We start from the raw sequence: 25,740 nt of genomic DNA on the forward strand, positions 1-25,740 counted from the left end.
CATAATAGAAGTATCGGATAAGATCTATAAATCTATAAAGATTTATAGGTATGCGTTGCTTTCTATAAGGTTTTTATAGATATAAGTCAACGGATTATGAATGTATAATGAGGAGAAAAGAAAAAGTATAGAAAATACGGAAGCTGAGTGCCAGATAATTTGTCCGAATGAAGATATCGTTAACAAAGTGAAAAAAGAATTATTAAATGATGATACAATCATTAAATTATCCGATATATTTAAAGCATTGAGCGATCCGACTAGGCTTAAAATAATAAATGCACTTTTAAATAGCGAATTATGTGTATGCGATATTGCAGCCGTACTAAATATGAGTCAATCTGCTATATCACATCAATTAAGAATATTAAGGAATTTAAGGCTTGTAAAGTATAGAAAAGAGGGGAAATCTGCAATTTACTCACTCGATGATGACCATATACTTCAATTATTTAGTCAGGGATTAGAACATGTAAAACATGGGTAAAATAAAAAATGTAAAATTGAAAATTTAAAATCAAAAATTGAATGAAGGCTGTTGTTTAATGGTTATTAGGGAAAATTGAGACTAAAAGCTATTGAAAGAGTTGATTAATTTTTGGATTTTAAAGGATATTTCAGGGTATTAAAAGAAATAATTTATAATATAGTAAAAAAATAAGGAGGAATTTTTTTATGGCAAATGTGATAATTTATACTAGCAATACTTGACCACATTGTATAACTGCTAAACAGTACCTTTCGGGTAAAGGGGTAGACTATGTAGAAAAAAATGTTCAAACAGATCCAGCAGCTAGAAGAGAACTTATTAAAATGGGATTTATGGGTGTTCCGGTTATAATTGTAGACGGTGAAACTATAGTCGGTTTTGATAAAAATAGACTAGATCAGTTATTATAGAACCTCCGGGTTTTATACCCGGTATTTTCAATTTGGAAGTTTCTTTGTTTCAATAATTATATTAAAAAAAGTTAATATATTTTGAAAGAAAAAACTTGATTAGACATACCCTAATGGGGTATACTTATATCAGAAAATATAAATATTATGGGAGGTTAATATCATGGCTGATATAACAATTTACACAAGTAATACTTGTCCGCATTGCTTTGCTGCAAAAGATTATTTCAATTCAAAAGGATTAAGTTATACTGAAAAAAATGTATCAGTAGACCCTCAAGCGAGAAAAGAGCTTATAGAAATGGGTTATATGGGAGTTCCTGTTATAATAGTTAACGGGGAAACTATTGTAGGGTTCGACAAAAACAGATTGGAAGAAATATTAAAATAAAACCCAACTAGTTTTATCTAGTTGGGTTTTATTTATCTATTTGTTTAATTCTTTTAATAATTCTTCAAGATTTATACCGTGAACTACAGCTGCTTGTTCTAATGACTCCATTTGTGAAGATGGGCAGCCTAAGCATCCCATTCCAAATCTTAATAATATTTCTGCAGCTTCTGGTTTAACTCTTAATATTTCACCTATAAGCATGTCTTTAGTTATTGTCATTTAAATTCCTCCTTCTTAAAATGTTTAATATAATCATAACATATTTTTTAAAGTTTGTTGACAAAATATTTATTAAAAATGAATTTATCAAATAAGATGAACTTAAATACTGCATTTAAATCTATTGCCAATATAATTGGTAAATTTTTTGTATAAAAAAACATAATAAAAGTGAAAATATAACTAAGGAGGTGGTTTAATGTCAGATAAAGAAAAGACAAATAACCAAGATATTAGTGTAACTAGTATCATACTTAGAGTAATATTGACAGCAATAGTAGTTTGGATAGCGGCTTTTCTAACACCTGGATTTAGTGTTAGTAATTTATGGAGTCTAATTTTATCGGCTATAGTAATAGCTGTGTTAAACTATATCATAGAACAGTTTGCAGGAATTGACGCATCGCCTTTTGGAAGGGGATTGACAGGATTTATAGTAGCAGGAGTAATCTTGTATGTTACTAAATTTATAGTTCCGGGTTTTAATATTTCTGTTGTTGGAGCAATTATTGGAGCTTTAGCAATAGGTATAATAGATATGGTGGTACCGGGAAGAGTATTTTAAAAAGGTCGGCTATTTGCCGACCTTTTTAAAACCTCTACCAGCGCCTTTTCTTCCAGCCCAAACAGGTCTATTATTTTCATCTCTTAATTTAATTTCTTTATTTTTAGCTTTTATTGAGATAGGTTTAAATACAGTAGTTTCTTGATTGTTTATATTAAATGTTCTGTAAAATCCTTTAATTTCAATTTCCATATCCTTTGCAAGATTTAATTCTTTGAAATTATCCATGAAAACTATTCTGCCTAGATGAACATTTACGATTTTGTTGTCATCAGTAGTTATGTCTATACTGAAAGGTGGATTAGTTGTATTAATGTTTGATATTTTACCTTTAATAGTAGTTAAATCATTTTCAGTTAAAGTACAAGCATATCCTCCATTATTCCATCCATATCTTACTGGTTGATTTAGATTTGATTGTTCATCTAAGCTGTCCGCAAAAGTTAGACCTGCTGTGGCAAATATTGATAAGGCTAAAACGGATGTTAAAAAGATTAATTTTTTGTTTTTCATTTTGAAAAACCTCCTTTTAATTTTTTTCTGTGATTTTATTCTATCCTTTATATGTGGCAGTTTTGTGACAGTTTTAGTACCTTTAGGTGAAATCTAAAATTCAAAACAAGAAAAAATATTCTGTAGTATAATAAAAACAAATTAATTTAAATTGGGGGTGTTTGGATTGGATAACATAAAAATTCTTATTGTTGAAGATGAGGATAGAATGAGAAGATTGATACGAGATTATCTGAAAAAAGAGGGATATACCGTAATAGAAGCAGAGGATGGGAAATTGGCATTAGAAAAGTTTTTTAATGATGATATAGATTTAGTGATACTCGATATAATGCTGCCGGAATATGATGGTTGGACTGTAATGAGGGAAATCAGAAAAAAATCGAATGTACCTATTATAATTTTAACTGCAAGAAGTGAAGAATCGGACGAATTATTTGGATTTGAACTTGGGGCCGATGAATATGTTACAAAACCGTTCAGTCCTAAAGTATTAGTAGCAAGAGTTAAAGCTCTACTTAGAAGGAGTAATATTTTCTCCGAAAAGGATATATTGAAAATCGGCAGCTTGGAATTAGACTTAAATGGTCATAGGGTATTTAATGATGGGATTGAAATAAAATTGACTCCTAAAGAATATGAATTATTAGTCTATATGGCTAAAAATAAAGGGAAAGCCTTAAGCAGAGAGACTATACTAAATGGGGTTTGGGGGTATGATTACTATGGAGATTTGAGAACAGTAGATACTCATATTAAAAGACTCAGATTAAAACTTAAGGGAAATAGTGATATTATTGAAACGGTAAGAGGAGTTGGATATAGACTAGAGGTGAAAAAATGAGAAGATCATTAAAAACGAAGCTGTTTTTAAGTATCCTATTATTAACTTCAATAATTTTAGGTTTAGTATGGTTTTTTAATGTTAAGTATTTAGGTTCTTATTATATAGAGAGAAAAAAAGATAATCTGGTATCATACAGTAATCATATTAAGAACATATATAAAGGTGATACAAGAAAGATATATGATGAGTTAGAAAGGATAGAGAATTTAATAGGGGGAAACATTACGATAGTAGCAAGCAATGGGGAAATAGAATATCCTATATCATATAGACCGCAGTACGGGAGAATGGGAAGAGGATTTATTCCCATTTCAAAGGAAGATTTAAAAGAAATATTATCAGGGGGTACCGTTATAAAAATTTTTAAGCATCCGAAATTCGATATAAGGATACTCTCTGTTGTTACTCCTTTAAGTAGTGATAAAATACTAATAATTCAATCATCTGTAGCATCAATAGAAGAAGGAATAGACATAATTAAGGACTATTACATATACATAGCGATTATATCTCTTATAATTGGTATAATACTGACTTTTATACTTACAAAGATAATTACAGAACCTATTTTAAGATTAAATAAGGTAGCACGAAAAATGGCTAATTTAGATTTTAGTCATAAATATAATGTTGTAAGCACAGATGAAATAGGGCAGTTAGGAGAAAGCCTAAATTATTTATCCGAAAAATTAAGTTTTACAATAGATGAATTAAATAAGGCAAATAAAAAATTGAGAGAAGATATAGAAAAAGAGAGACGATTAGATAAGATGAGAAAAGAGTTTATTTCAAATGTTTCCCATGAATTGAAAACACCAATCGCTCTTATTAAAGGATATGCAGAAGGGCTTAAAGATAATGTTATAGATGATATAGAGAGCAAGAATTTCTACTGTGAAGTCATTATGGATGAAGCCGAAAAAATGAGCAAATTAGTTAAAGATTTGCTTGATTTATCGCAATTAGAATCTGGGCATTATTCATTAAATAAAGAGAAATTTAATATATGCAATCTTGTAGACAAAGTTTTAAATAAATACAGTCCAATATTTAAAGAAAAGAATATAAATGTCAGCATAAAAAAAGATGATGATAAGATGTATGTTAATGGCGATAGAGTGAGATTAGAACAGGTTTTAGTAAATCTTATTAATAATGCTTTAAATCATATAGGTGCAGAAAGAGTTTTGGAAGTTGCTATCAGGCGATTGTCAAATAATGCGATTATAAGTATTTATAACAGTGGGAATTTTATCCCCGAAGATGAAATAGATAGGATATGGGAGAGCTTCTATAAAGTTGATAAGTCAAGAGCTAGAAAATACGGCGGAACAGGTTTAGGACTATCAATAGTAAAAAATATTTTGAAGCTCCATAATAGTAATTATGGAGTGAGGAATGTAAAAAATGGGGTTGAATTTTGGTTTGAATTAGAATTAATATCAATTGATAATAAAAATTATTAATATATATTATACAATATCATTGAAATTTAGGGGTTACATTTAATTAGAATGTATAATATAATGTAATATATAAATATCAATTGAAAACGAGGTGTGGTTGTTGAGAAATAATGTAGTAGACGAAAATAAAAGATATAAAATTGCAAGCAGGATAACATGGATAACGATAATTTTAAATTTAGTATTAGCCATAGGGAAAATAATCATAGGATTTATTTCTAATTCGAGTGCTATATTAGCCGACGGCATTCATACAGTTTCAGATATAGGAAGTTCGGTTGGAATAGTCATAGGTTTCTTTATTGCGAAAAAACCTGAAGATGAAGAGCATCAATATGGACATGAAAAAGCAGAAACTATTGCGGCATTTTTACTTTCATTGATGTTGATAGCAGTAGGAGTAAAAATGGGAATTTCTTCTTTGAAACTTATGTTATGTCAAACTGTAAAAGTACCTACTGTAATAGCTATTTGGGCAGCTGCTATATCGATAGTAATTAAAGAGTTTCAATTCAGAATGGTTATGAATGTTGGGAAGAAAATTGATAGCAAGGCATTGATAGCCGATGCTTGGCATCATAGATCAGATGCTTTATCATCTATAGCGGCATTATTAGGAGTTGTAGGGGCTAGAATGGGATATCCATTATTAGATCCTTTAGCGGGATTAGTAGTATCTATAATAGTTGTAAAAGTTGGGGTCGAATTTTTTATACATGGATATAATGAGCTAATGGATGTATCGATTGAAGAAAGTAAATTGTATGAAATTTCTAGAAACCTAATGAAAAATACTGATATAAGGAATATAAATGATATTAAGGCTAGAAAACATGGTTCTAAAGTATATGTCGATATAAAAGTATGTGTAGATCCTAATATAACGGTTTATATGGGACATAGTATAGCTGAAAAGGTTGAAGAAGAAGTTAAGAGAAGTTTAAAAAATGTAAAAGATGTTATGGTACATGTAAATCCTTGTTCAAACCATGAAGAAATGAATTGTTTAACATGTAAAAACAAAACGAGCAAATATGTAAATAAAGAGAATAAAGGATAATGAATAAAGTCTTGCCAAACATACCCCTGCGTGGTATAATCAGATAAACGATAAAATTAGGAGGATGAAGATGACAGATGTATCAATTCCTATAGCGTTTAGTGCAGGGGTCCTTTCTTTTTTATCTCCATGTGTACTTCCTTTGATACCGGCATATATAACGTATATTACAGGTTCTACATTTGAAGAAGAACTTGCAAATAGAAAGTTTTTAGCTGTATCTAGAACTCTGGGATTCGTAATCGGTTTTACTATAATTTTTATGTTAATGGGGATTTCTGCAAGTTTTATAGGGAGAATTTTTATAAAGTATAAGAGCATATTTACTAGAATTAGTGGGATATTAATAATAATTTTTGGATTAAATATGTTAGGGTTTAAAATCGAATTTTTAAACAGGGAAAAAAGGATGCAGACTCCTAAAATTACTAATTGGTTTAGTTCAATACTTATGGGAATGGCGTTTGCTGCTGGATGGACTCCATGTATAGGTAGTGTATTAGCGACTATATTGATTTATGCTGGGACAACTGCTACTTTATCTAAAGGATTCTATCTGCTTTTATCCTACTCTGTTGGATTAGCAATTCCATTTATCTTAACTGCACTTCTTATTAGTCAATTTAGTAAATTTTTGATTAAATTTGAAAAAATTATACCTTATATTATGAAGATAAGCGGCATAATAGTAATTAGTTTCGGGATATTAATATTTTTAAATAAAATATATTTAATCTCAAATATCTTCATAAGATAGAATTAGATGGAGGGAGAATATGAATAAAAGGTTCGTTATAATAACTATTTTAGTCATAGCTTTAGCGGCTGTTTTATTCTATGCATCTTATAACACAGTGCCTAAAAGTATTAAAGATGAAGGATTAGATGAAGAAAAAATAGAAGTTGAAGACGATAGATTAGCAGAAGAAGTTTTGCCAATGCAAATAGGAAGTCTTGCTCCTGAATTTGTTTTAGAAACATTGGAAGGCAAAAAGGTTTCATTAGAAGATTACAAAGGTAAAATTGTATTAATAAACTTCTGGGCTACATGGTGTCCGTATTGTGTGAGAGAAATGCCGTATTTAAACAAATTATATCTTGAGAATAAAGACAATGATTTTGTAGTTTTGGGTATAGATGTTATGGAAAGTAAATCTGAAGTAGAAAGTTTTGCGAAAAAAGGAGGATATGAATTTCCTATTCTATTAGACAAAGAAGGAGAAGTTGCTAGGAATTATTTAGTTAGTGGACTGCCTATGTCGGTTATGTTAGATAAAGAAGGAAGGATTAGAGCGATACAGATGGGTATGATGACATATTCGCAGATGAAGGAAATGTTAGATAGCGTAAGGAGCAAATGATAAAATCTAATGGAGAATAATTAAAATAGATTGACTTATACTAATAGATGTAATACAATTATGTTTGAGATATACCCTTATGGGGTATTTATCTTAATGAAGATAAAATGATTGCTTAATAGTTATGAAGGAGGATAGAAATGAAAGTAGAAATAACACAAGTGGCTCAAGAGAAATTAAAAGAGATAATGGAAGAAAAAGGAGCATTATCTCAAAGTGTAAGAATATATATCGCAGGTTTTGGATGAGGGGGCCCAAGTTTCGGGCTTGCTCTGGATGAGCAAAAAGAAGACGATGAATTATATACAGCAGGAGATATTAATTTTATAGTAGATAAAGATGTTGCTTCTCAATTTGATTATTTCAATATTGATTATTTAAATGACTGGTTGAGGAGAGGATTTTATATTACTACAAACAGAGGACACTCCTCCTGTTAATTTAAGGGCAGAACGAAATGTTCTGCCTTTACTATTGCCAAATATCTTTAATATTGAATTTTGGAATGAAATTCATTAATTGACATAAATACAAATATTTTATAGTATAATATTAGATTAATATCATATTATTAAGCAAATTGTAAAATAAGTCATAATATTTAAATATAAGGGGGAAGAATATGACTAAAAAAAATATTATTTTAATAATTATAATTGCTTTAATAACTATAGTTATAGTTGTTAATAACAATCAAAAAAAAGGTACTTTTCAAGAGTTAGTACTAAATGATTATCTAGATAAAGCACAAGCAAAGGAATTTAATATAATAGAAATAGCTGATGTTTCGGATAAAAACATCATTTATAAAGCTAGTGAAAATATTAACATAATTAATGAATTTATATCTAAATTGAATGAATTAGAACTTGTTGAATACAGGCAAGGTATGTCAGGGAATAATAACAGTTCAAAAACCAGCAAAAAAGATTATGTGATTTTTCTAAAAAATCAAGAGACTGATGAAGGAATACAAATTCATATAGATTCTGATAAAAACATATTAGTTAGAGCTAGTACTCTTGTGATAACTGAAAATAAAAAAGATAAAATTACTGAAATTAAGCATAAAGCGAAAATATATAGATACAACGTTATAAGTGGTAACGTAGATTTTGATTATTTAGATAATTTATATAATTCATTAAAAGAATTTTAATCAAATAAACTGCAAGGTATAAATTTACACCTTGCAATTTATTCTATTACTTAAATTTCAAGCATAATTAATATATCTAACCAGAGATTGTCCTTCTTTATACTGTATAATTTTTAAAAATATAAAATTATTTTTCAAAAATAGTATATACAAAAACGTCGATTCCATCTATATTTTCTGCTGTAGCTTGAAGTTTGAAATCTGAATTTAATCCATTTATAAAAGCCTCTTTCCAAGTCCTATCCAAATCATACATTAAACTATAATTTATTCTGCATTCCTTCCAAGTATCAATCAAAACATGTTTTTTTATATAAAACTTTACTATATCATTATCTTTGTAAATTATATTATAATTGCCGGGTAAACTAATATTTAAATCGTAATCTTTAAGTACTTTATAAATATCTTCTACCGACTTTATATTATGATTTTCCTTTATCTTCTTCCCCCAACTATAACCATGATGTTCATATACATATGTTGTCAGTTCTAATCCTGCTCTTTTCCAATTACTTAATGCAGTTTTTACTAGATTTAAATAGTTATCCTTTTTATTTTTTTCAAGAACAGTGGATTTTTCAATCATTGGATTAATGACATCGTTTGAGAAATTGATTTTAAAAACTTTTATTATACTATTTTCCATGTCTTTCAAAAGTTCTAGTCTTATATCTTCGCTATTATTCAAAATATCACCTTCCCATAATACATAAATAGATAACTTTATTGTTAGACTATTTTTAAATCTATCTTTAGATTAACCAGAAATTTATCAAATATCATATAAAAATTTGATTAAAATAAAAGAATATGATACAATAAAAATACACCCCGGGTGGGGAGGGGTAGAAAGGAGGATATTAATGGATTATAAAAGAGTAACTTTAAAAATAAAAGGAATGACATGAGCAGCCTGCGCTAAAAGGGTAGAGGGTGCTCTATCAGGATTAAATGGTGTAAAATCAGCGGTTGTAAATCTCATTGCTGAAAAGGCTACTGTAGAGTATGATCCAAAAGTAATCAATGTAGATGATATAGTTAAATCTGTTGAAAAAACGGGATATAAAGTCCCGACAAAAAATATTCAACTTAAAGTTGAAGGTATGACTTGTGCTGCTTGTTCTGCAAGGGTAGAAAAGGCGTTAAATAAGATAAATGAGGTAAAAAATGCGAATGTAAATCTTACAATGGAAAAGGCGATTATTGAAATCTATGACGGAGCAATTGAAATTGCAGAACTTATCGAAGTTATAGAAAGAGCAGGCTATAAAACATTTGAGGAAAATGAAAAAGATGAACAAAATAATGAAAAAAGACAGAAAGAAATAGAACATTTAAAAAGACTTTTTATAATATCTGCAGTATTAAGTGTTCCATTATTATCGGCAATGTTCTTCCATATGGCAGGAATACAAACTATATTAGATAATGGGTATCTGCAGCTTGCATTGGCTACTTTAGTACAATTTATTATTGGATACAGGTTTTATAAAGGAGCTTACCATTCTTTAAAAGGCGGAGGAGCCAATATGGATGTTTTGGTGGCTCTAGGTACTTCAGCGGCATATTTTTATAGCCTTTATAATCTAATTTCTGGAGTTAAAGAATATTATTTTGAAGCATCTGCGGTTATTATAACTTTAATTCTATTAGGTAAAATGCTAGAGGCTATTGCTAAAGGCAGAACATCTGAAGCTATAAAGAAACTTATGAATTTGCAAGCTAAAACGGCTAGAGTAATAAGAGATGGAAAAGAATTAGATATACCTGTAGAACAGGTTGTGGTTGGAGATATTGTAGTAGTACGTCCCGGAGAAAAGATTCCTGTTGACGGAATCGTTATTGAAGGTAATTCTTCTGTAGATGAGTCTATGCTAACAGGAGAAAGTATTCCTGTAGACAAAAAAGAAGGAGATGAAGTTATAGGAGCTACAATAAATAAACATGGAACGTTTAAATTTAAGGCTACAAAGATAGGAAGAGATACAGTATTATCACAGATAATCAAGTTAGTAGAAGAAGCTCAAGGTTCAAAAGCTCCTATACAGAGATTGGCCGACAAGGTTGCGGGTATATTTGTACCGACTGTCATAGGGATAGCTATTTTAACTTTTGCAATATGGTATTTTGTAGAAGGAGACTTTACTAACGCTCTAATCAATGCAGTGGCGGTATTAGTTATAGCTTGTCCTTGTGCATTAGGGCTTGCAACTCCAACTGCTATAATGGTTGGTACAGGTAAAGGTGCAGAAAATGGTATACTTATAAAGGGAGGAGAGTATCTAGAAAGAGCACATCAAATAGATACATTAATATTTGACAAAACGGGAACTATAACAAAAGGCGAGCCAGAAGTAACAGATATAATAAGTTTTAATAAATCAAAAGAAGATATTTTAAAATTTGCAGCGATTGCCGAAAAAGCATCTGAACATCCTTTGGGGCAAGCCATTGTAAAAAAAGGTGAAGAAAGCGGTATAAAATTGACTGATCCAGAAAAGTTCAATGCAATACCGGGACATGGTATATTTGCAGTTATAGAAGGTAAGGAAGTTTATCTGGGTAATAGAAAATTAATGAAAGATAAAAATATTAATATAGAGGATATAGAAGATGAAATCGTAAATCTTGAAAGTCAAGGTAAAACTGCAATGATACTATCAATAAATGGTAGGGTAGAAGGGATTATAGCTGTTGCAGATACAGTAAAAGAACATTCTAGGGAAGCTATTAAACAGCTCAAATCAATGGGAATTGAAGTTTATATGATTACAGGAGATAATGAGAGAACTGCTAATGCAATAGCTAGAGAAGTAGGAATAGAAAATGTAATAGCTGAAGTTTTACCTGAACATAAGGCGCAGGAGGTAGAAAAATTAAAGGCACAGGGTAAAAAAGTAGGTATGGTTGGCGATGGTATTAATGATGCTCCTGCCCTAGTAAAAGCCGATATTGGCTTTGCTATTGGAACAGGTACAGATGTTGCTATAGAAGCTGCCGATATAACATTGATGAAAGGCGACTTGAGAGATATAGTATTAGCTATTAGATTGAGTAGAAGAACTATGAGGACTATAAAGCAGAATCTTTTCTGGGCATTTTTCTATAATAGTATAGGGATTCCTTTAGCTGCTTTAGGGTTTTTAAATCCTATGATAGCCGGTGCGGCTATGGCATTCAGTTCCGTTTCAGTAGTATCGAATTCTTTAAGATTAAAAAGATTTAAATAAATAAAGGAAAGGGTGTATGTTATGACAAAAGTATTATTTATTGAGGGAATGAGTTGTAATCACTGTATTATGGCAGTAAAAAAAGCATTAAGTGAAGTTGAAGGAGTAACATCGGTAGATGTAGATTTAGAAAGTAAAAAGGCAGTAGTTGAATTTTCTAAAGAAGTAGGAGAAAATATATTAAAGGATGCAGTAATCAAAGCAGGGTATGAAGTTGTAAGTATAGAATAGATGGGGAGAGATGGTATGACTGAAGGTAGAAAAAAAGCATTGAATCTACTTAAAACTTCAAAAGGCCAAATTGAAGGGATAATAAGAATGATAGAAAATGATAGATATTGTGTCGATATTTCTAAACAAATTCTTGCCGTTCAAGCACTGCTTAAAAAGGCAAATTTAAATATAATAGATCAGCATATAAAACATTGTGTGAAAGAAGCCATTCTCAAAGGAGAAGGCGATGAAAAAATTGATGAGATCATTAACATATTAGATAGGTATGTGAAATAAATTAACTATTATGTCGGCTTTAAGCCGCATTTTTTTCTTGCATTTATCCGTATTTTCGAATATGATATAAATGTGTTTAAATATAATTTAAATATGAACCTGGTTAGGAGAGGCTACTATATAGAAATACGCCACTGCCCAGAAACATCCAGAGATGCCAATGGGTAAACAGGTATAATCGAGAAGGTTATACCTAATGTGGCTGGCCAAGGCCTAAGCTATATAGAGCTAAAACCCAACAGGTGAAAGGCAAACCCTTCACTTGTTGGAGGGTTTTTTGATGTATTAAAATAGTGTTTTTCTGTAATACTATAATTGCTCTTAAATCGAAGTTTTTTGAAAGGGTGGTGATGGTTATGGACTCTGGTCCTATACCTAAGAATAACCTTAAAAAAATCATATTAAGAAGAGCCATAACCTTGCCACTTAGGTTGCCACTTAGGAGTGTATGGCTCTTCTAAAAGGAGGGAAAATAAATGAAGGAGAAAATCACTAAACTTATAAACGAAAGGAAATATGTTGAAGTCAGAAAAGAAGTTACAAAACTAAATGTAGTAGACATTGCAGAACTTTTGGAAGAGCTAGATAAAAGTTCGTATCTAATATTATTTAGAATACTGCCTAAAGATATGGCGGCCGAGGTCTTTTCATATTTGTCATATGAGCAACAGCGCTATATTATAGACTCGATAACGGATAAAGAGATAAAAAATATAGTAGATGAATTGTTTTTTGACGATATGATAGATATTATAGAAGAGATGCCAGCAAATGTTGTAAAGAAAATACTTAAAAACACAAAAGAAGAAGAAAGATTATTAATTAATCAGTTTTTAAATTATCCAGAGAATTCGGCTGGCAGCCTTATGACAATAGAATATGTAGATCTTAAAAAAGAAATGACAGTAAAAGAAGCGATAGACCATATAAAAGAGACAGGCGTTGATAAAGAGACTATATATACTTGTTATGTTACAGATAAAAATAGGAAACTAGAAGGATTAGTGTCTTTAAGGAAATTAGTCATAAGTGATGATGATAAAACAGTTGACGAAATAATGGAGAGAGATATAATATATGTAAATACTCATGATGACCAAGAAGAGATAGCTTATTTATTTAAAAAGTATGATTTAATGGCTATTCCTGTTGTTGACAAAGAAGGCAGACTAACAGGTATTATTACAATTGACGATATAGTTGATGTTATTGAACAGGAAAATACAGAGGACTTTCAAAAAATGGCAGCAATGTCTCCATCGGAACAGGAGTATCTTGAAACTAGTACTTTATCATTAGCAAAACATAGGATTACATGGCTTTTAATTCTTATGATATCTGCTACGTTTACAGGTAGTATTATTAGAAAGTTTGAAGAAGTATTGCAGTCTGTTGTTATATTGGCGGCATATATTCCTATGCTTATGGATACAGGAGGAAATGCTGGAGCTCAAGCTTCAACTCTGATAATAAGGGGTATGGCTTTAGGTGAGATAGAAATAAAGGATATTTTGAAAGTTATATGGAAGGAATTGAGAGTTAGTACAATAGTAGGAGTTATTTTATCATTAGTGAATTTTATGAGAATCTATTTTATAGATAAAGTCAGTTTAAAAGTTGCAATAACTGTATGCTCAACATTGTTTTTTACTGTTGTTTTAGCTAAAATAGTAGGAGCTATACTTCCAATAGGAGCGAGAAAACTAAAATTAGACCCAGCAATTATGGCTAGTCCTTTGATAACTACAATAGTAGATGCTGTTGCATTAATACTGTATTTTTCAATGGCTTCATGGATATTAGGATTATAGAGTTTGGATTGAATAATTTTATTAGAGGTGATGAAGTTGGTTTTAGATCAAAATAAAACGCCATTATTTGATGCATTAAAAGAGTATTATGCGAGAAACGTTGTTCCATTTGACGTTCCGGGGCATAAACATGGTAGAGGATTAAAAGAATTTGCTGAATTTGTTGGTAGTAAAGTATTGGAAGTAGATGTTAATTCGATGAAACCTCTTGATAATGTCAGTAATCCTATAGGAGTAATAAAAGAGGCTGAAGAGTTGGCAGCCGAAGCATATTGGGCCGACCATGCATTTTTCCTTGTTAACGGTACTACATCGGGAGTACAGGCAATGATTATGAGTGTTTGTATGCCCGGGGATAAGATTATATTGCCAAGAAATGCACATAAATCGGCAATAAATGGGCTCATATTAAGTGGAGCACAGCCTATATATATACAGCCTGAAATAAACAATACTCTTGGACTTGCTATGGGAGTATCTTTAGAGAGTGTAGAAAAGGCAATAGCTAAACATCCTGATGCTAAAGCTATATTTTTAATAAATCCAACGTATTATGGAGCTACATCAGATATTAAAGAAATAGTAAAATTGGCACATAAGCACGGAATGGCAGTTTTGGTCGATGAGGCACATGGAGCACATTTTAAGTTTCATCCTGAATTACCATACGATGCAATAGAATTAGGAGCGGACATGTGTGCTGTCAGCATTCATAAAACTGGAGGTTCATTAACTCAAAGTTCGCTTTTATTATTGAAAGAAGGATTAATTGAAAAGAAAATGGTTAGAACCGTAATAAATCTTATGCAGACAACTAGTGCATCATATTTGCTGATGTCGAGTATAGATGTGGCAAGAAAAATGCTAGCAGTACATGGAGAGGAAGTGCTTACTAAAGTATTAAAGCTCTGTAGAGATGCGAGAAATAAAATAAATAATATAGATGGATTATATGCGTTTGGTAAGGAATTGGTAGGAACACCTGGAGTCCATGACTTTGATGAGACAAAGTTAGGAATAAATGTTACAGGACTCGGTATTACGGGGTTTGAAGCCTATGACATATTGAGAGACGAATATAATATACAAGTAGAATTAGGAGATGTTTTTAATATATTAGCTATAGTAAGTGTTGGAGATACTGAAGAGTCTTTAAACGCATTAGTTGAAGCGCTAAAAAATATGAGCGTAAAATATAAAGGCAATAAAAAGAGATATGAAAATGTTATGTTAGAAAATCCTGAAGTAATAGTTTCACCAAGAGATGCATTTTATAGCAGCAAGAAAGTTGTGAGATTAGAAGATGCTGAAGGTGAGATAAGTGGTGAATCAATCATGGTTTATCCTCCGGGAATTCCTATTGTAACTCCTGGAGAAAGAATTAGCAGAGAAATAATCGAATATGTAAAATTACTAAAAAGTCAGCATAGTTTACTACAGGGAACGGAAGACCCTTATGTAGAATATATTAAAGTATTGGGAATGTAGATAATTATAAAAAAGCTAAAAAAAATCTAAAAATCTGCCATTTGGCAGATTTTTAGATTTTATATTTTGATAAATCTTTTTTAAATTCATCTGTAACTTTTTTAAATTCATCAATATAATCCATCATTTTTTGTATTTCTTGGGTATAAGTTGTAACATTTGCGCTAACTTCTTCTGAAGAAGCAGAATTTTCTTCGGCTATAGCGGCTAAAGATTCTATATTTGATGAAACCTTATTAATAGCTTCTGTTTCTTGAGTTAACTGATCTATCATTTCTATAAGAGACTGTGAAACGTCTTGTATTGCTAAAACTACACTATAGTTGTCGTTTGCTACTTTTGATAATTTATTGTTTTCATCAACTAGAACCATATACTGTTTTTCAATTTGCTGAACAAGAATATTAATATCATTGATAAATGTTAATAAATTATTATTTATATCATTTACTGCCTTTTTAGACTGTTCTGCTAAAGTCCTTATTTCTTGAGCTACAACAGAGAAACCTCTACCCATTTCTCCTGCTCTTGAAGCTTCTATTGATGCATTTAAAGCTAAAAGATTAGTTTGATCTGAAATGGCTTCAACTGTTTCTACAATACTATTTACATTTTTTGCTTTTTCTTGCAATTTTAATCCGCTTTCTTTTACTTTTGAGAATTCGTGTAGAACAGATTCTAAGCTAACAGAAGTATTCTTTAATTCTTTATATCCATTGTCTATTTTATTTACGGTATCTAGCAGTATGTTTTTATTTTTATTTTCTTCATCAACAATATTATTTAAAGTTTTTATGTTATTATTTAATAAGTAAGCGGCAGTTTCAGTTTCTTGTGCTTGATTAATTGCTCCTTCAGCAACTTGTTCAACAACTTCAGAAATTTCATTAGAAGTATTGTTCATGTTCTTTGATATTTCATTAAATTTGCTGCTGAACACATTAAGCTCATCAGTCATACCTTTAAATCCTACAAAATCACTTTTAAGTATGCTTATATATTCGTTTAGACTTTCGTTTATATCTTCAAACATATCTTTAGTAACAATTTTTACTTCTTCAGAGAAATTTCTTTCTTTTAGCTGCTCTAATCTAGATAAAATGGTTCTTTTAGGTAAAAACAATAAACTCGATACAGAATAAGGAACAATAAAACTCCAAATCAACCAAAATAATTTTGTTGAAATATGGCTTGTACTTTCTATAAACAATATTGGTAATCCTATTAAAATAAAGCATGCGACTGCGATTTTTAATTCTATTTTTTTAATAAAACCGAATGATAATAGTTTGTTTGGTAGATAAGGTTTATAATAGTAAATTTCTTTTGGAAATGTTATATGTAGTTTTGTAAAGTCTTTATCTTTTTCTATTACATCTATTGATATGTCTTCGTTGAAATACTCTGCCGCCCCTTCTATTAGTCCGTGTAGATATCCAAACATTCCTCTAGGAGAGTTATATGTCATTTCTGCACGCTTTTTGCCTATTGCCTTGACATTTAAAATAGGAGGTCTTGCTCCCGGTATTTTTTCTGTCATTACCACATGAACATCATACATAGATTTTAAAAATGAATACAAATTTTCATGTTGAAAGAAAGCCGGATAATCATGAGAGAAGGTTTTTATGTTATCTTTACCTATTTCTTTCCAAACATCATATGTAGTCTTGTTTAATTTTTCAGCGATATATTCTACAATTTTTTTAGGATAGCTATCTTCAACATCTTCTGTTGGTGTAAATATTTTGTCAGGAGATAGGCCTACGTTTGAGAGCGCTTCATTTGTAAGCTCATCGCCATACAGTTTCCTAGAGGTTTTAATCCAAGTAGAAACTATTGTACCTTTCATATCAAAGACTCCCTCCTTATTATGCAAAATACGTTTTCCTTTAAGGAAAACACTAAATATTTATGCAATTCACGATAGAACTTATATATACATACTATATATTATACCAACCTATATTTCAAGTAGGCTAAAATATTACGTCTATATATTTAAGTCTGCATAAAGGGGTGAAAATAATTGATTGATGATAGATTTATATATTTGAAAATATATTCTAGAGATAAAAAGAGGATTATTATAAAAAAGTTAGAGGAAATTGTGAAGTATATAACCGCAACTCAAATTCCCGATTCCATTGAAAACGTGCATCCAGAGTTTATAAAAGTTCAAGTAATACTTGCTAGGACGAATCTGATAAGAAAGATGAGGATGTTCGGAGGAGAAGGATGCTTAAAATATTCAGAATGTGATATATGTGATGAAGGGCATTGTATTACTATTTTATATGAAGATGAACTTAAGGAGAAATGGGGCAGCAGATATAATAGTATAATGAGAGCTATTGAAGATAGCATCAAAGCTACAGAGGGGTTAGTAATAACTATGAACAATAAACCTATAATGGCAAAATTTCATAATACATGTGGTGGGGCTACTGAAAATTCAGAAAATGTTATAGGGAATAGAGTAATGTATTTAAGAAAAGTATTGTGCGATTACTGCTTAAATTCTCCCAATTGGGAAGGTTACAAAGAAATTTCAATAGAGGAGATCGAAGAAAAACTAAAAGTTAAGTTTCCAAATTTAACACCGACATTAAAAATCGATATGAAGGGTTTTATAGAGGAGATAGATAGAGACGAAGAAGGAAGGATAAAGAGTATAAAAATAGGCGGAAAGCTGTTTAAAGGTACTGAAATTAAGGAGATATTAAAGCTAGACTCTACTAGATTTAGTATTGTGCCTAAAATACTTGGAGTTAAAACCTGTGGACAAGGAGATGGTTTGGGACTTTGTCAGTATGGGGCAAATCAAATGGCTTTAATTGGATTTAAATTCAATGACATTATAAATTATTATTTCACAGGTGTTGAAATTAAAGAAATAGAGAAACCATGTATAAAATGGCCTTTAAAAGAAAAAATATTAGTAATTGACCCGGGGCACGGAGGAGATGATAATGTCGGAGTGAAAGGGCATCAGGGCCTTATGGAGAAGGATGTAGTTTTAAAAATAAGTAAAAGATTAAAAGAGTTTTTAGAGAAATTAGGAGCGGTGGTTTATTTAACTAGATATGATGACGAATATGTATCTTTAAACAGAAGGGCAGAATTGTCTAATAAGATTAGGCCTAATTTTTTTATAAGTATTCATCTTAATTCTTTTTATAATCCATCAATTCGAGGCTGTGAAATGTATTATTATAAGGGCGATATAGAAAGTAAAAGATTAGCCGAGTGTATTATGGACAGAATGGTAAAAAACATTAATGTAGTAAATAAAGGTATAAAAGTAGCTGCATTTTTCTTATTAAGAGAGGTAGGAGCGAGTTCACTTCATATAGATATCGATTATATAACTAATCCTGAAGTTGAAAAATTACTTCAAAATAGTGAATATATCGACAAAATAGCAGAATCTATTACTCAAGGTATAGTCGAATATTATAAGTTTTAAAGAATATGAGGAATATTATTGTGTTAATTAGCTAAATTTAGAGTTTGACAAACTCAACTAAAACTAGTATAATTAATTATTTGACTTTTTTGTGATAATGTGATAATATTTATACGTATATTTTGAAAGAAGGTGATTGCTTGGTGGAGAAAAATTCTCTAGATAAGATTAGAGAGAACGTTAAGTCTTATGTTGGAGAAAAAGTAAGATTAAAGGCTAACAAGGGCAGAAAGAAGACAACTATAAGAGAAGGCGTATTAGAGAGTGTTTATCCAAGCATATTCGTAGTAAAAATTGATGGAGGATATAATACAGTAAGACGAGTATCATATAGCTATTCAGATATACTTACAGAGACAGTTGAAGTAATAGTATGTAAAAATGAAAAGAAAATACAAATTAGCTAATTGAGTAAACCGCCATTTCTGGCGGATTTACTTTTTGAAGAATTTAAAAACACAATAGAGGGGAGGATTTTATGAGAAAAAGATTAGCAGTCATACTCACTTTATTGATTTTTTTGTTGACTGGCTGTAAAGAGAGTGTATTAGATCGATCGGATATAATTAAAACTTCTAAAGCAGATGAATTTGAGAAGAAAGGAAATATTGAAAAGGGTAAAGAGCAAAGTGATGAAAAAGAAGCTATAGAAGAAAAAGCAAAAATATTTATTGGACAAGCTCTAGACACTATAGATAGGGACGGTTTTATTGAAGTATATAAAGAAAAAAATAAAAAGAGCAGTATTATATATAAACTTAAAGATTATCAACAGGTTAAATTATTAGAGACTTTGCCTTACGGCTGGTTTAAAGTAATGTTGGAAGATGGAAGGGAAGGTTATGTAGATTCAAGATATATAAGGGCTAAAGAAATTCCTCCTCATGAGTTTAATGCAGAAGTGGTGGGTTATGTTTTAATTTTTAATACTGATGAGCAGGTTTTGAAAATTTATAAAGACGGAGAATTGATAAAAGAGTCTATAGCATCTAGCGGTACATGGGAACATTTTACTCCAAAAGGGATATTTAAGATAGAAGAAGGACGAAGAGGAAAATGGTTCTATACTCCTAGATTTAAGCAGGGAGGTAAGTATTGGGTTGGTTTTAAAGGAACGTATTTATTCCATTCAGTTCCTTTTACTGAAGATGGTAAAATGATAGAAGAAGAGAAAGAAAAATTGGGTACACCGGCTAGTCATGGATGTATAAGACTTCCCGTTGATGTAGCTAAATATATTTATGAAAACATTCCTGCAGGTTCTTTAGTGCTGATATATTAAATTAAACAGCCTTTTGACTCTGAATAAAAGAGTTAAAAGGCTGTTTTTTTGTAATCTTTTTATTGCATTTAAATTTATCTTGAATATTCTCTTAAAGAGTTTGAATATACAAGAATATAAATCATGTATTATGAATAATAAAAAAACTTGGACATATAATGTAATGTAATATACAAGGACAAGAGGGATTTTTATGAGAGGAAAAATTTTAAGGTGGATAGGGGATATAGTAGTATTTCTTTTAATAGCATCTATATTATCACTATTTTATACAGGGATAAAACATAAAAATGATAAAAATTATATACCTTCAGTTTTTAAAATAAAATTCATGACTGTTTTATCTGGAAGCATGCAGCCTAATATTGAAGTTGGGGATTTAGTTGTTATAAAACCTGTAATACCCAAGAAAATAAGAAAAGGGGATGTTGTTACATACAGGTTGACTAACGATATATTTATTACACATAGAGTTATTGAGGTCATAGATGATAATGAAGAGTATTTGTTTGTAACAAAAGGTGATGCTAATAATATTGAAGATAATGAAAAAATTAATTCTAGTCAATTAATAGGAAAAGTATTTTTGGTTATTCCTAAAGGGGGGTATATAGTCTATTTTTTAAAAAGGCCAATAATTTTTACTTTTTTAATACTAATGTTATTAATTATGTTCATAGGAGGTGAAAAAATAAAACTACTTTATTTTAAATTAAAAGAAGGGGGAATTTAACATTGAAAAAAAGATTGATTTTAATAGTGACATTAATAGGTTTATTGGCTTTTGGAATAGGAATGGGAACATACGCATGGTTTACAAGCAGTGTTGTGAGTACAGATAATGTATTTAAAACTGGTACATTAAAAATAAAAAATCCAGGTAATGGAGTATTTGCTACGGGGATACTAGATGTCAAAAATATTTATCCAGGATGGGTTGGAGAAAAGAGTATAACAATAGAAAATGCAGGAACATTAGATTTTAAATTTAAATTAGTAAATATAACATTGAAATCTTCTAGTGATAATAATGGAATATTATATAATGGCAATCCTAGCCTTGAAATAAGTTTTGATAAACAAAAATGGTATAGAGTTAGTGAAATAAAAGATTATGAATTTGGACAGATAACTACTGATCAAGGTAAAAAAACTATTAACGTCTACTACAAATTGCCAAGTGATGCTGGAAACAGTTATCAGGGGAAATCTGCTACTTTAGAATTCAATTTTGTAGCTACACAGGTAGAAAATACAAGCTGGTCAGAATAGCATTGACTGTATAGAAACATTGGTACATGAGGTGGTGAATAGAACAACTTAATAATGAAAATATCAATTAAAAATATAATATATAAGTTTTTAATATTAGTAATTGTAATAAATTCGATATTATTTGTAAATCAAGACGTTGTCTATGGAGATAGTATGCCTGATGTCATATTATATATACACGGGGAAAAGTCTAATGGGGGGCCTATATTCCATCAAAGAGGCAGTTTGGCTGATGAATATTTATTTCCTGGGTTCACAGATTCAGGGACTTTAAGGATTTATAATAATTATTCAGAGAGAATAAAAGTAAAAAATTTAGCACTGACAATAAAGCTAGAAAAATTACAAGGTGATAAATACTATCAAGTTAAGGATGAAAATTTATACGAAGTATTTGCAAAAAATATGAAATTAACTATCAAAAAAGACAAAATGTTGATATTTACTAAAACTATATATAGTAAGAGTTTTTATGAAATGATGTATAAGAAAAATAATGAAAATTACAGAGGATATGATTTACCTGTATCAGACCGCTTTAATATAAATAAAAATAATTATATAGATTTAGAGTATACAGTACATATGGATGAAAATGCAGGAAATGAATTACAAGGCATAAAGGCAACTGTTAATTTTCTTATAAATGTGAACGAGAATCCTATTTATCAAGATGATTATAATTCGTCAAATAGTAGAGAAGATGGAAAAGGCACAAAGCAAAAAACTAATGACAAATTTGTTGATATTAAAGGGCATTGGGCAGAAAACTGTATTCAAGCACTTATAGAACATAATATAATAAAGGGCTATCCTGATAAAACTATAAGACCTGATAACTTCATAACAAGAGCTGAAGCTGCTGCTCTTATTTGTAGAGCTTTAAAACTAGAAGAAAAAAATAAACTTTTTACTGGATATATAGATTTTATACCTAAATGGGCTAAAGGATATGTAATAGCGGCGACGGAAAAAGGGATATTTGAAGGATATCCCGGTAGAATTTTTAAGCCTAATAATAAAATCACTAGACAAGAGATGGTAACTGTACTAATGAGAGGCTTTAATAAAAAATTGGAAAAAGAAATAGAAATTAATTTTGAAGATAGAGACGATATTCAAGATTGGGCATTAGGACATGTGAAAGCGGGAATATATCATAAAATAATAGAAGGTTATCCGGACAATACTTTTAGACCGGATAATAGTATTACAAGGGCTGAAGTATTTACTATGATATGTAAGCTATTAAAATATCATGATAAGCATGCAAAGTAGATTTTTAGAAATGATAACCAAGCCAAATGAGGTGATAGTAAATTAAAAATGAAAAAAAGTAAAAAACAAAAAGTAAATAGAACTATCTTAAAAGTGATAGGATTTATTACTACAGGGATTTTAATATCTATGATTTTATCAATAAATATGGATACATATTCTTGGTTTACAAGTAAGACAGCATATGATATGAGTGTAACTGCAGCTACAACTGATGATATATTGGAAGAAATAGAAATTGATAAGGTTAATCCAGAAGAGATTGTACTTAAAAAGAATTTAATAGATATAGAACCAGTAATATATTTTAGTGTAGATGGAGAGATATCAGATTATATTCTGCATATAAATCCAATAAGACTTAAAACTCACGAGCGGTATATAATACCTATTAACGTAACTGTAAATTTACAACAGATTATGGATTTGCTAATGAAGAACAAAAAGCGAATTTATGGTACAATAAAAATTAAATATTTGAATGAATATATTGATGAAGAGAGAAATATAGAATTTACTAGAGAATATCTTTTAACGAAGCTTCTTAATAGATTAGGTATACAATATTTAGATGTAGATAACAAATTTGAAAAGGAAGAATATTTGAAAAAAGTAATGATGTATATAGCTGAAGAAGGAGAATTGCAGAGTAACGAGTTTTATAAAACTGTAATCGAAGAAGTGTATGGAAACGAGTAAAATTAGGCTAACAGTCAGCAGGTTATGACTGTTAGCCAATAATTTTGTTTACTCTTCAGCAACTTTGCTACCAAAAAGGTATTGTATGCCGAATAATATTATTATACCAACTAAAAGTGAAATATAAGGGTTAAATCCGAAACCAACGGGAATAAATCCTACTAAAATGGCTACAAGTGCAACTGTTAAGGCATAAGGTAGTTGTGTTTTTACATGTGCTATATGGTCGCAAGCAGTAGAAATTGACGACATAATGGTTGTATCGGAAATAGGAGAACAATGGTCTCCAAAAACAGCGCCAGTTAATACGGCTCCAATAGTAGGAATTAATAACTCATTACCTCCTATTTGCATAGCTAGAGGTATAGCTAAAGGCATAACTATAGAATTAGCTCCCCATGATGTACCGGTTGAAAATGCGATTACTGCTGGTATTATAAACATCATTAAAGGTAGCAAATAAGATGGCAGAGAATTTTTTGCAATATTAGCTATGAATTTAGCTGTTTCAAGATTGTTGTTTATATCTCCCAAAGACCAAGCCAATATCAATATTATAGATGCAGTAGTCATAGATTTAACACCTGATACCCATGCATCCATAACTTCTTTTAGAGTTAACAATCTTTGTAATAGAGTCATAACAATAGCAACCAAAGTTCCTCCAAAAGAAGCCCATAGTAAAACTACACTTGAATCGGCATTTCCAAATGCATCTTTTATTGAATTTCCTTCAAGACCGCCTCCATTAATGTATAGACCTACTATTGTTATCAATAGAACTGAAATAATAGGGATTACTGCATTATACCATCTTTCATGTTTTACTTTTGTATTTAATGATGATATTTCATCTGAAACTAAAGGAGTAGCATTATCATCTAATACTTTTCCTGTATTATATGTTCTCTTTTCAGCTCTAGCCATAGCTCCAAAATCACGACCTGTAAATATTACTATTAGCACAAAAACTAAAGCTAACAAACTATAGAATCTATAAGGTATTGTTTGCCAAAATACGCTATATGCATTTAAATCTATATTAATTTTGGCTAAACTATTTTTTATCAATCCGGTTTCAAAACCTACCCATGTTGATATTAATGCTATGCTTGAAACCGGAGCAGCAGTTGAATCAACTATATAAGCTAGCTTTTCTCTAGAAATTTTCATTTTATCAGTAATATTTCTCATAGTATTACCGACAATTAAAGAATTAGCATAATCATCAAAAAATATTAATATACCCATTAACCAAGTTGCAAACAATGTAGATTTGCTGTTTTTTGCTCTTGAAACTACAAGATTAGCAATTCCGTTTGTACCTCCATTTTTACTTAAGATACTTATAAATCCTCCTATAGAAAGACAAAAAATTAAAATAGATGCATTCCAAGAATCAGTTAATGAGCCAACGATATATGTGTTTAATGTCTTTGAAAAGCCAATTAGTGGATTAAATCCGGCTAAAATAGTAGCACCAATAAAAACGGATATAAATAGTGACAAAAGTACTTCTTGAGTAATCCATGAAAGGATTATTGCTAGTATTGGTGGTATAATTGAAAGCCATCCATATTGCATAAATATTCTCCTCTCGTATTTAATAATTTGTCTTTCGTTATTCGTTATTTATTATTCGAAAAACGAGCAGCTAATAGCTAATAAATTAGTTTTAAATTTTACATTTTCAATTTTTAATTTCTTGCATTTGTTTCCTGTTTTTAGATAATAAAAAACACCTGACAGGCTCGTCAGGTGCTATTTTCAAAAAATGCATACCTAAAGCCCATCCCTCCTTTTTTGCCCAGTGTGAGATAGCGCTCCATCAGGATATTGGGCAGTTATCCTGATGACAGTCCTACACCTATTCGATGCAGGCCCAGCCTTAGATTTTGGATATCTAAGACTTCGGCGACAGCTCCTTTCACTATATTTCATAGGCTTCCGGCCTCCGTATAGTTACTCTTAGATGTCGCGCCTCTACCTCACCCCTTTGAGGGATGAGGTCGTATTAACTTGTAATATATTATAATTTAACATGTATAAATATAAAAGTCAACAGTCAATTGTTAGGGAAAAGAAGTTAATAAATTATTAACTACAGGCTGCTTATAAACTTATGTTTTTTTATATTTATGAAAATGAAAGCGAATGCTTGAAAGAATTTAGTTTTTTCTAAATTCGTCCGCATGAGCGTCATTTTCATAA

General features: G+C 30.3%; 27 protein-coding genes, 1 pseudogene and 2 riboswitches. Of the genes and pseudogenes, 23 read left to right on the plus strand and 5 right to left on the minus strand.

Annotated elements, in window-relative coordinates:
- The first annotated feature begins 100 nt into the window (after positions 1-100).
- The 3 genes from BUB51_RS06715 to BUB51_RS06725 all read left to right on the plus strand — a co-directional run bounded on the left by BUB51_RS06715 (position 101) and on the right by BUB51_RS06725 (position 1,291).
- Positions 101-487, plus strand: a complete 387-nt coding sequence (locus tag BUB51_RS06715; RefSeq protein WP_073196482.1) for an ArsR/SmtB family transcription factor — start codon at positions 101-103, stop codon at positions 485-487.
- A 188-nt stretch (positions 488-675) separates the two neighbouring features.
- The gene (locus tag BUB51_RS06720; protein WP_083599539.1) at positions 676-900 is read left to right on the plus strand and encodes a glutaredoxin family protein; all 225 of its coding nucleotides are present in this window, start codon (positions 676-678) and stop codon (positions 898-900) included.
- 163 nt (positions 901-1,063) lie between these two features.
- Positions 1,064-1,291: a glutaredoxin family protein gene (locus tag BUB51_RS06725; RefSeq protein WP_035162524.1), complete on the plus strand. Its 228-nt coding sequence runs from the start codon at positions 1,064-1,066 to the stop codon at positions 1,289-1,291.
- 36 nt (positions 1,292-1,327) lie between these two features.
- Here BUB51_RS06725 and BUB51_RS06730 read toward each other — a convergent pair whose 3' ends face one another.
- On the minus strand, positions 1,328-1,513 hold the full coding sequence (locus BUB51_RS06730) for a DUF1858 domain-containing protein (RefSeq protein WP_035162523.1): 186 nt from the start codon (positions 1,511-1,513) through the stop codon (positions 1,328-1,330).
- Between the two features lie 199 nt (positions 1,514-1,712).
- Here BUB51_RS06730 and BUB51_RS06735 point away from each other — a divergent pair, with 199 nt between their 5' ends.
- Entirely contained in the window at positions 1,713-2,078 is a 366-nt protein-coding gene (locus BUB51_RS06735; protein WP_035162521.1) for a phage holin family protein, read from the plus strand.
- Positions 2,079-2,087: 9 nt separating this feature from the next.
- On the opposite strand, the gene BUB51_RS06740 is transcribed toward BUB51_RS06735, so the two are convergent.
- Positions 2,088-2,591 (minus strand): hypothetical protein, encoded by a 504-nt coding sequence (locus BUB51_RS06740; RefSeq protein ID WP_073196483.1) that lies wholly within the window; start codon positions 2,589-2,591, stop codon positions 2,088-2,090.
- 166 nt (positions 2,592-2,757) lie between these two features.
- Here BUB51_RS06740 and BUB51_RS06745 point away from each other — a divergent pair, with 166 nt between their 5' ends.
- The 6 genes from BUB51_RS06745 (at position 2,758) to BUB51_RS06770 (ending at position 8,484) form a co-directional block, all read left to right on the plus strand.
- Positions 2,758-3,435, plus strand: coding sequence for a response regulator transcription factor (locus tag BUB51_RS06745; RefSeq protein ID WP_073196485.1), 678 nt, complete (start codon positions 2,758-2,760; stop codon positions 3,433-3,435).
- Positions 3,432-4,904: a sensor histidine kinase gene (locus BUB51_RS06750; protein WP_073196487.1), complete on the plus strand. Its 1,473-nt coding sequence runs from the start codon at positions 3,432-3,434 to the stop codon at positions 4,902-4,904. The genes BUB51_RS06745 and BUB51_RS06750 overlap by 4 nt, the downstream gene beginning before the upstream one ends.
- 91 nt (positions 4,905-4,995) lie before the next feature.
- Positions 4,996-5,964, plus strand: a complete 969-nt coding sequence (locus BUB51_RS06755) for a cation diffusion facilitator family transporter (RefSeq protein ID WP_073196489.1) — start codon at positions 4,996-4,998, stop codon at positions 5,962-5,964.
- A gap of 70 nt (positions 5,965-6,034) precedes the next feature.
- Positions 6,035-6,721 carry a cytochrome c biogenesis CcdA family protein gene (locus tag BUB51_RS06760; RefSeq protein ID WP_073196491.1) on the plus strand — a complete coding sequence of 229 codons (687 nt, stop codon included), beginning with the start codon at positions 6,035-6,037 and terminating at the stop codon, positions 6,719-6,721.
- A gap of 19 nt (positions 6,722-6,740) precedes the next feature.
- On the plus strand, positions 6,741-7,325 hold the full coding sequence (locus tag BUB51_RS06765) for a TlpA family protein disulfide reductase (RefSeq protein WP_073196493.1): 585 nt from the start codon (positions 6,741-6,743) through the stop codon (positions 7,323-7,325).
- Positions 7,326-7,947: 622 nt separating this feature from the next.
- A complete protein-coding gene (locus tag BUB51_RS06770) occupies positions 7,948-8,484 on the plus strand; it encodes a hypothetical protein (RefSeq protein WP_073196494.1) in 537 nt (178 codons plus the stop codon).
- A 127-nt stretch (positions 8,485-8,611) separates the two neighbouring features.
- On the opposite strand, the gene BUB51_RS06775 is transcribed toward BUB51_RS06770, so the two are convergent.
- The gene (locus BUB51_RS06775) at positions 8,612-9,175 is read right to left on the minus strand and encodes a hypothetical protein (protein WP_073196496.1); all 564 of its coding nucleotides are present in this window, start codon (positions 9,173-9,175) and stop codon (positions 8,612-8,614) included.
- Between the two features lie 232 nt (positions 9,176-9,407).
- Here BUB51_RS06775 and BUB51_RS13590 point away from each other — a divergent pair.
- From BUB51_RS13590 to BUB51_RS06805, 6 genes and pseudogenes are all read left to right on the plus strand, one after another.
- Positions 9,408-9,746, plus strand: a pseudogene (locus BUB51_RS13590) (cation transporter); the annotation flags it as partial.
- Between the two features lie 141 nt (positions 9,747-9,887).
- Entirely contained in the window at positions 9,888-11,717 is a 1,830-nt protein-coding gene (locus tag BUB51_RS06780) for a copper-translocating P-type ATPase (protein ID WP_278294226.1), read from the plus strand.
- 21 nt (positions 11,718-11,738) lie between these two features.
- On the plus strand, positions 11,739-11,948 hold the full coding sequence (locus BUB51_RS06785) for a heavy-metal-associated domain-containing protein (protein ID WP_073196498.1): 210 nt from the start codon (positions 11,739-11,741) through the stop codon (positions 11,946-11,948).
- A 15-nt stretch (positions 11,949-11,963) separates the two neighbouring features.
- Complete coding sequence (locus BUB51_RS06790; protein ID WP_035165189.1) at positions 11,964-12,227, plus strand: metal-sensing transcriptional repressor; 264 nt, start codon at positions 11,964-11,966, stop codon at positions 12,225-12,227.
- 92 nt (positions 12,228-12,319) lie between these two features.
- Positions 12,320-12,476, plus strand: a riboswitch (M-box (ykoK) riboswitch).
- A 227-nt stretch (positions 12,477-12,703) separates the two neighbouring features.
- On the plus strand, positions 12,704-14,038 hold the full coding sequence (mgtE, locus tag BUB51_RS06800) for a magnesium transporter (RefSeq protein ID WP_035165193.1): 1,335 nt from the start codon (positions 12,704-12,706) through the stop codon (positions 14,036-14,038).
- Between the two features lie 30 nt (positions 14,039-14,068).
- Positions 14,069-15,526, plus strand: a complete 1,458-nt coding sequence (locus tag BUB51_RS06805) for an aminotransferase class I/II-fold pyridoxal phosphate-dependent enzyme (RefSeq protein WP_035164972.1) — start codon at positions 14,069-14,071, stop codon at positions 15,524-15,526.
- Between the two features lie 52 nt (positions 15,527-15,578).
- Here BUB51_RS06805 and BUB51_RS06810 read toward each other — a convergent pair whose 3' ends face one another.
- Entirely contained in the window at positions 15,579-17,378 is a 1,800-nt protein-coding gene (locus tag BUB51_RS06810; RefSeq protein ID WP_073196502.1) for a heme NO-binding domain-containing protein, read from the minus strand.
- Positions 17,379-17,555: 177 nt separating this feature from the next.
- Between BUB51_RS06810 and BUB51_RS06815 the strand changes: the two genes are divergently transcribed.
- The 7 genes from BUB51_RS06815 (at position 17,556) to BUB51_RS06850 (ending at position 23,529) form a co-directional block, all read left to right on the plus strand.
- Positions 17,556-18,995, plus strand: a complete 1,440-nt coding sequence (locus tag BUB51_RS06815; protein ID WP_083599540.1) for an N-acetylmuramoyl-L-alanine amidase — start codon at positions 17,556-17,558, stop codon at positions 18,993-18,995.
- 143 nt (positions 18,996-19,138) lie between these two features.
- On the plus strand, positions 19,139-19,402 hold the full coding sequence (locus tag BUB51_RS06820; protein ID WP_250160267.1) for a Veg family protein: 264 nt from the start codon (positions 19,139-19,141) through the stop codon (positions 19,400-19,402).
- 71 nt (positions 19,403-19,473) lie between these two features.
- Complete coding sequence (locus BUB51_RS12895; protein ID WP_143153581.1) at positions 19,474-20,277, plus strand: L,D-transpeptidase family protein; 804 nt, start codon at positions 19,474-19,476, stop codon at positions 20,275-20,277.
- A 193-nt stretch (positions 20,278-20,470) separates the two neighbouring features.
- Complete coding sequence (locus tag BUB51_RS06835) at positions 20,471-21,010, plus strand: signal peptidase I (RefSeq protein WP_052045282.1); 540 nt, start codon at positions 20,471-20,473, stop codon at positions 21,008-21,010.
- A 2-nt stretch (positions 21,011-21,012) separates the two neighbouring features.
- Positions 21,013-21,549: a TasA family protein gene (locus BUB51_RS06840; protein WP_073196505.1), complete on the plus strand. Its 537-nt coding sequence runs from the start codon at positions 21,013-21,015 to the stop codon at positions 21,547-21,549.
- A gap of 54 nt (positions 21,550-21,603) precedes the next feature.
- Positions 21,604-22,830 (plus strand): S-layer homology domain-containing protein, encoded by a 1,227-nt coding sequence (locus tag BUB51_RS06845; RefSeq protein ID WP_073196507.1) that lies wholly within the window; start codon positions 21,604-21,606, stop codon positions 22,828-22,830.
- 48 nt (positions 22,831-22,878) lie between these two features.
- Positions 22,879-23,529, plus strand: coding sequence for a hypothetical protein (locus BUB51_RS06850; RefSeq protein WP_073196509.1), 651 nt, complete (start codon positions 22,879-22,881; stop codon positions 23,527-23,529).
- 48 nt (positions 23,530-23,577) lie between these two features.
- Here the strand turns inward: BUB51_RS06850 and BUB51_RS06855 are convergent, their stop codons facing one another.
- A complete protein-coding gene (locus BUB51_RS06855) occupies positions 23,578-25,113 on the minus strand; it encodes a Na+/H+ antiporter NhaC family protein (RefSeq protein ID WP_073196510.1) in 1,536 nt (511 codons plus the stop codon).
- A 226-nt stretch (positions 25,114-25,339) separates the two neighbouring features.
- Positions 25,340-25,523: riboswitch (Lysine riboswitch) on the minus strand.
- Between the last annotated feature and the right edge of the window lie 217 nt (positions 25,524-25,740).

The sequence above is a fragment of the Caloranaerobacter azorensis DSM 13643 genome (assembly GCF_900129995.1).
Taxonomy (GTDB): domain Bacteria; phylum Bacillota; class Clostridia; order Tissierellales; family Thermohalobacteraceae; genus Caloranaerobacter; species Caloranaerobacter azorensis.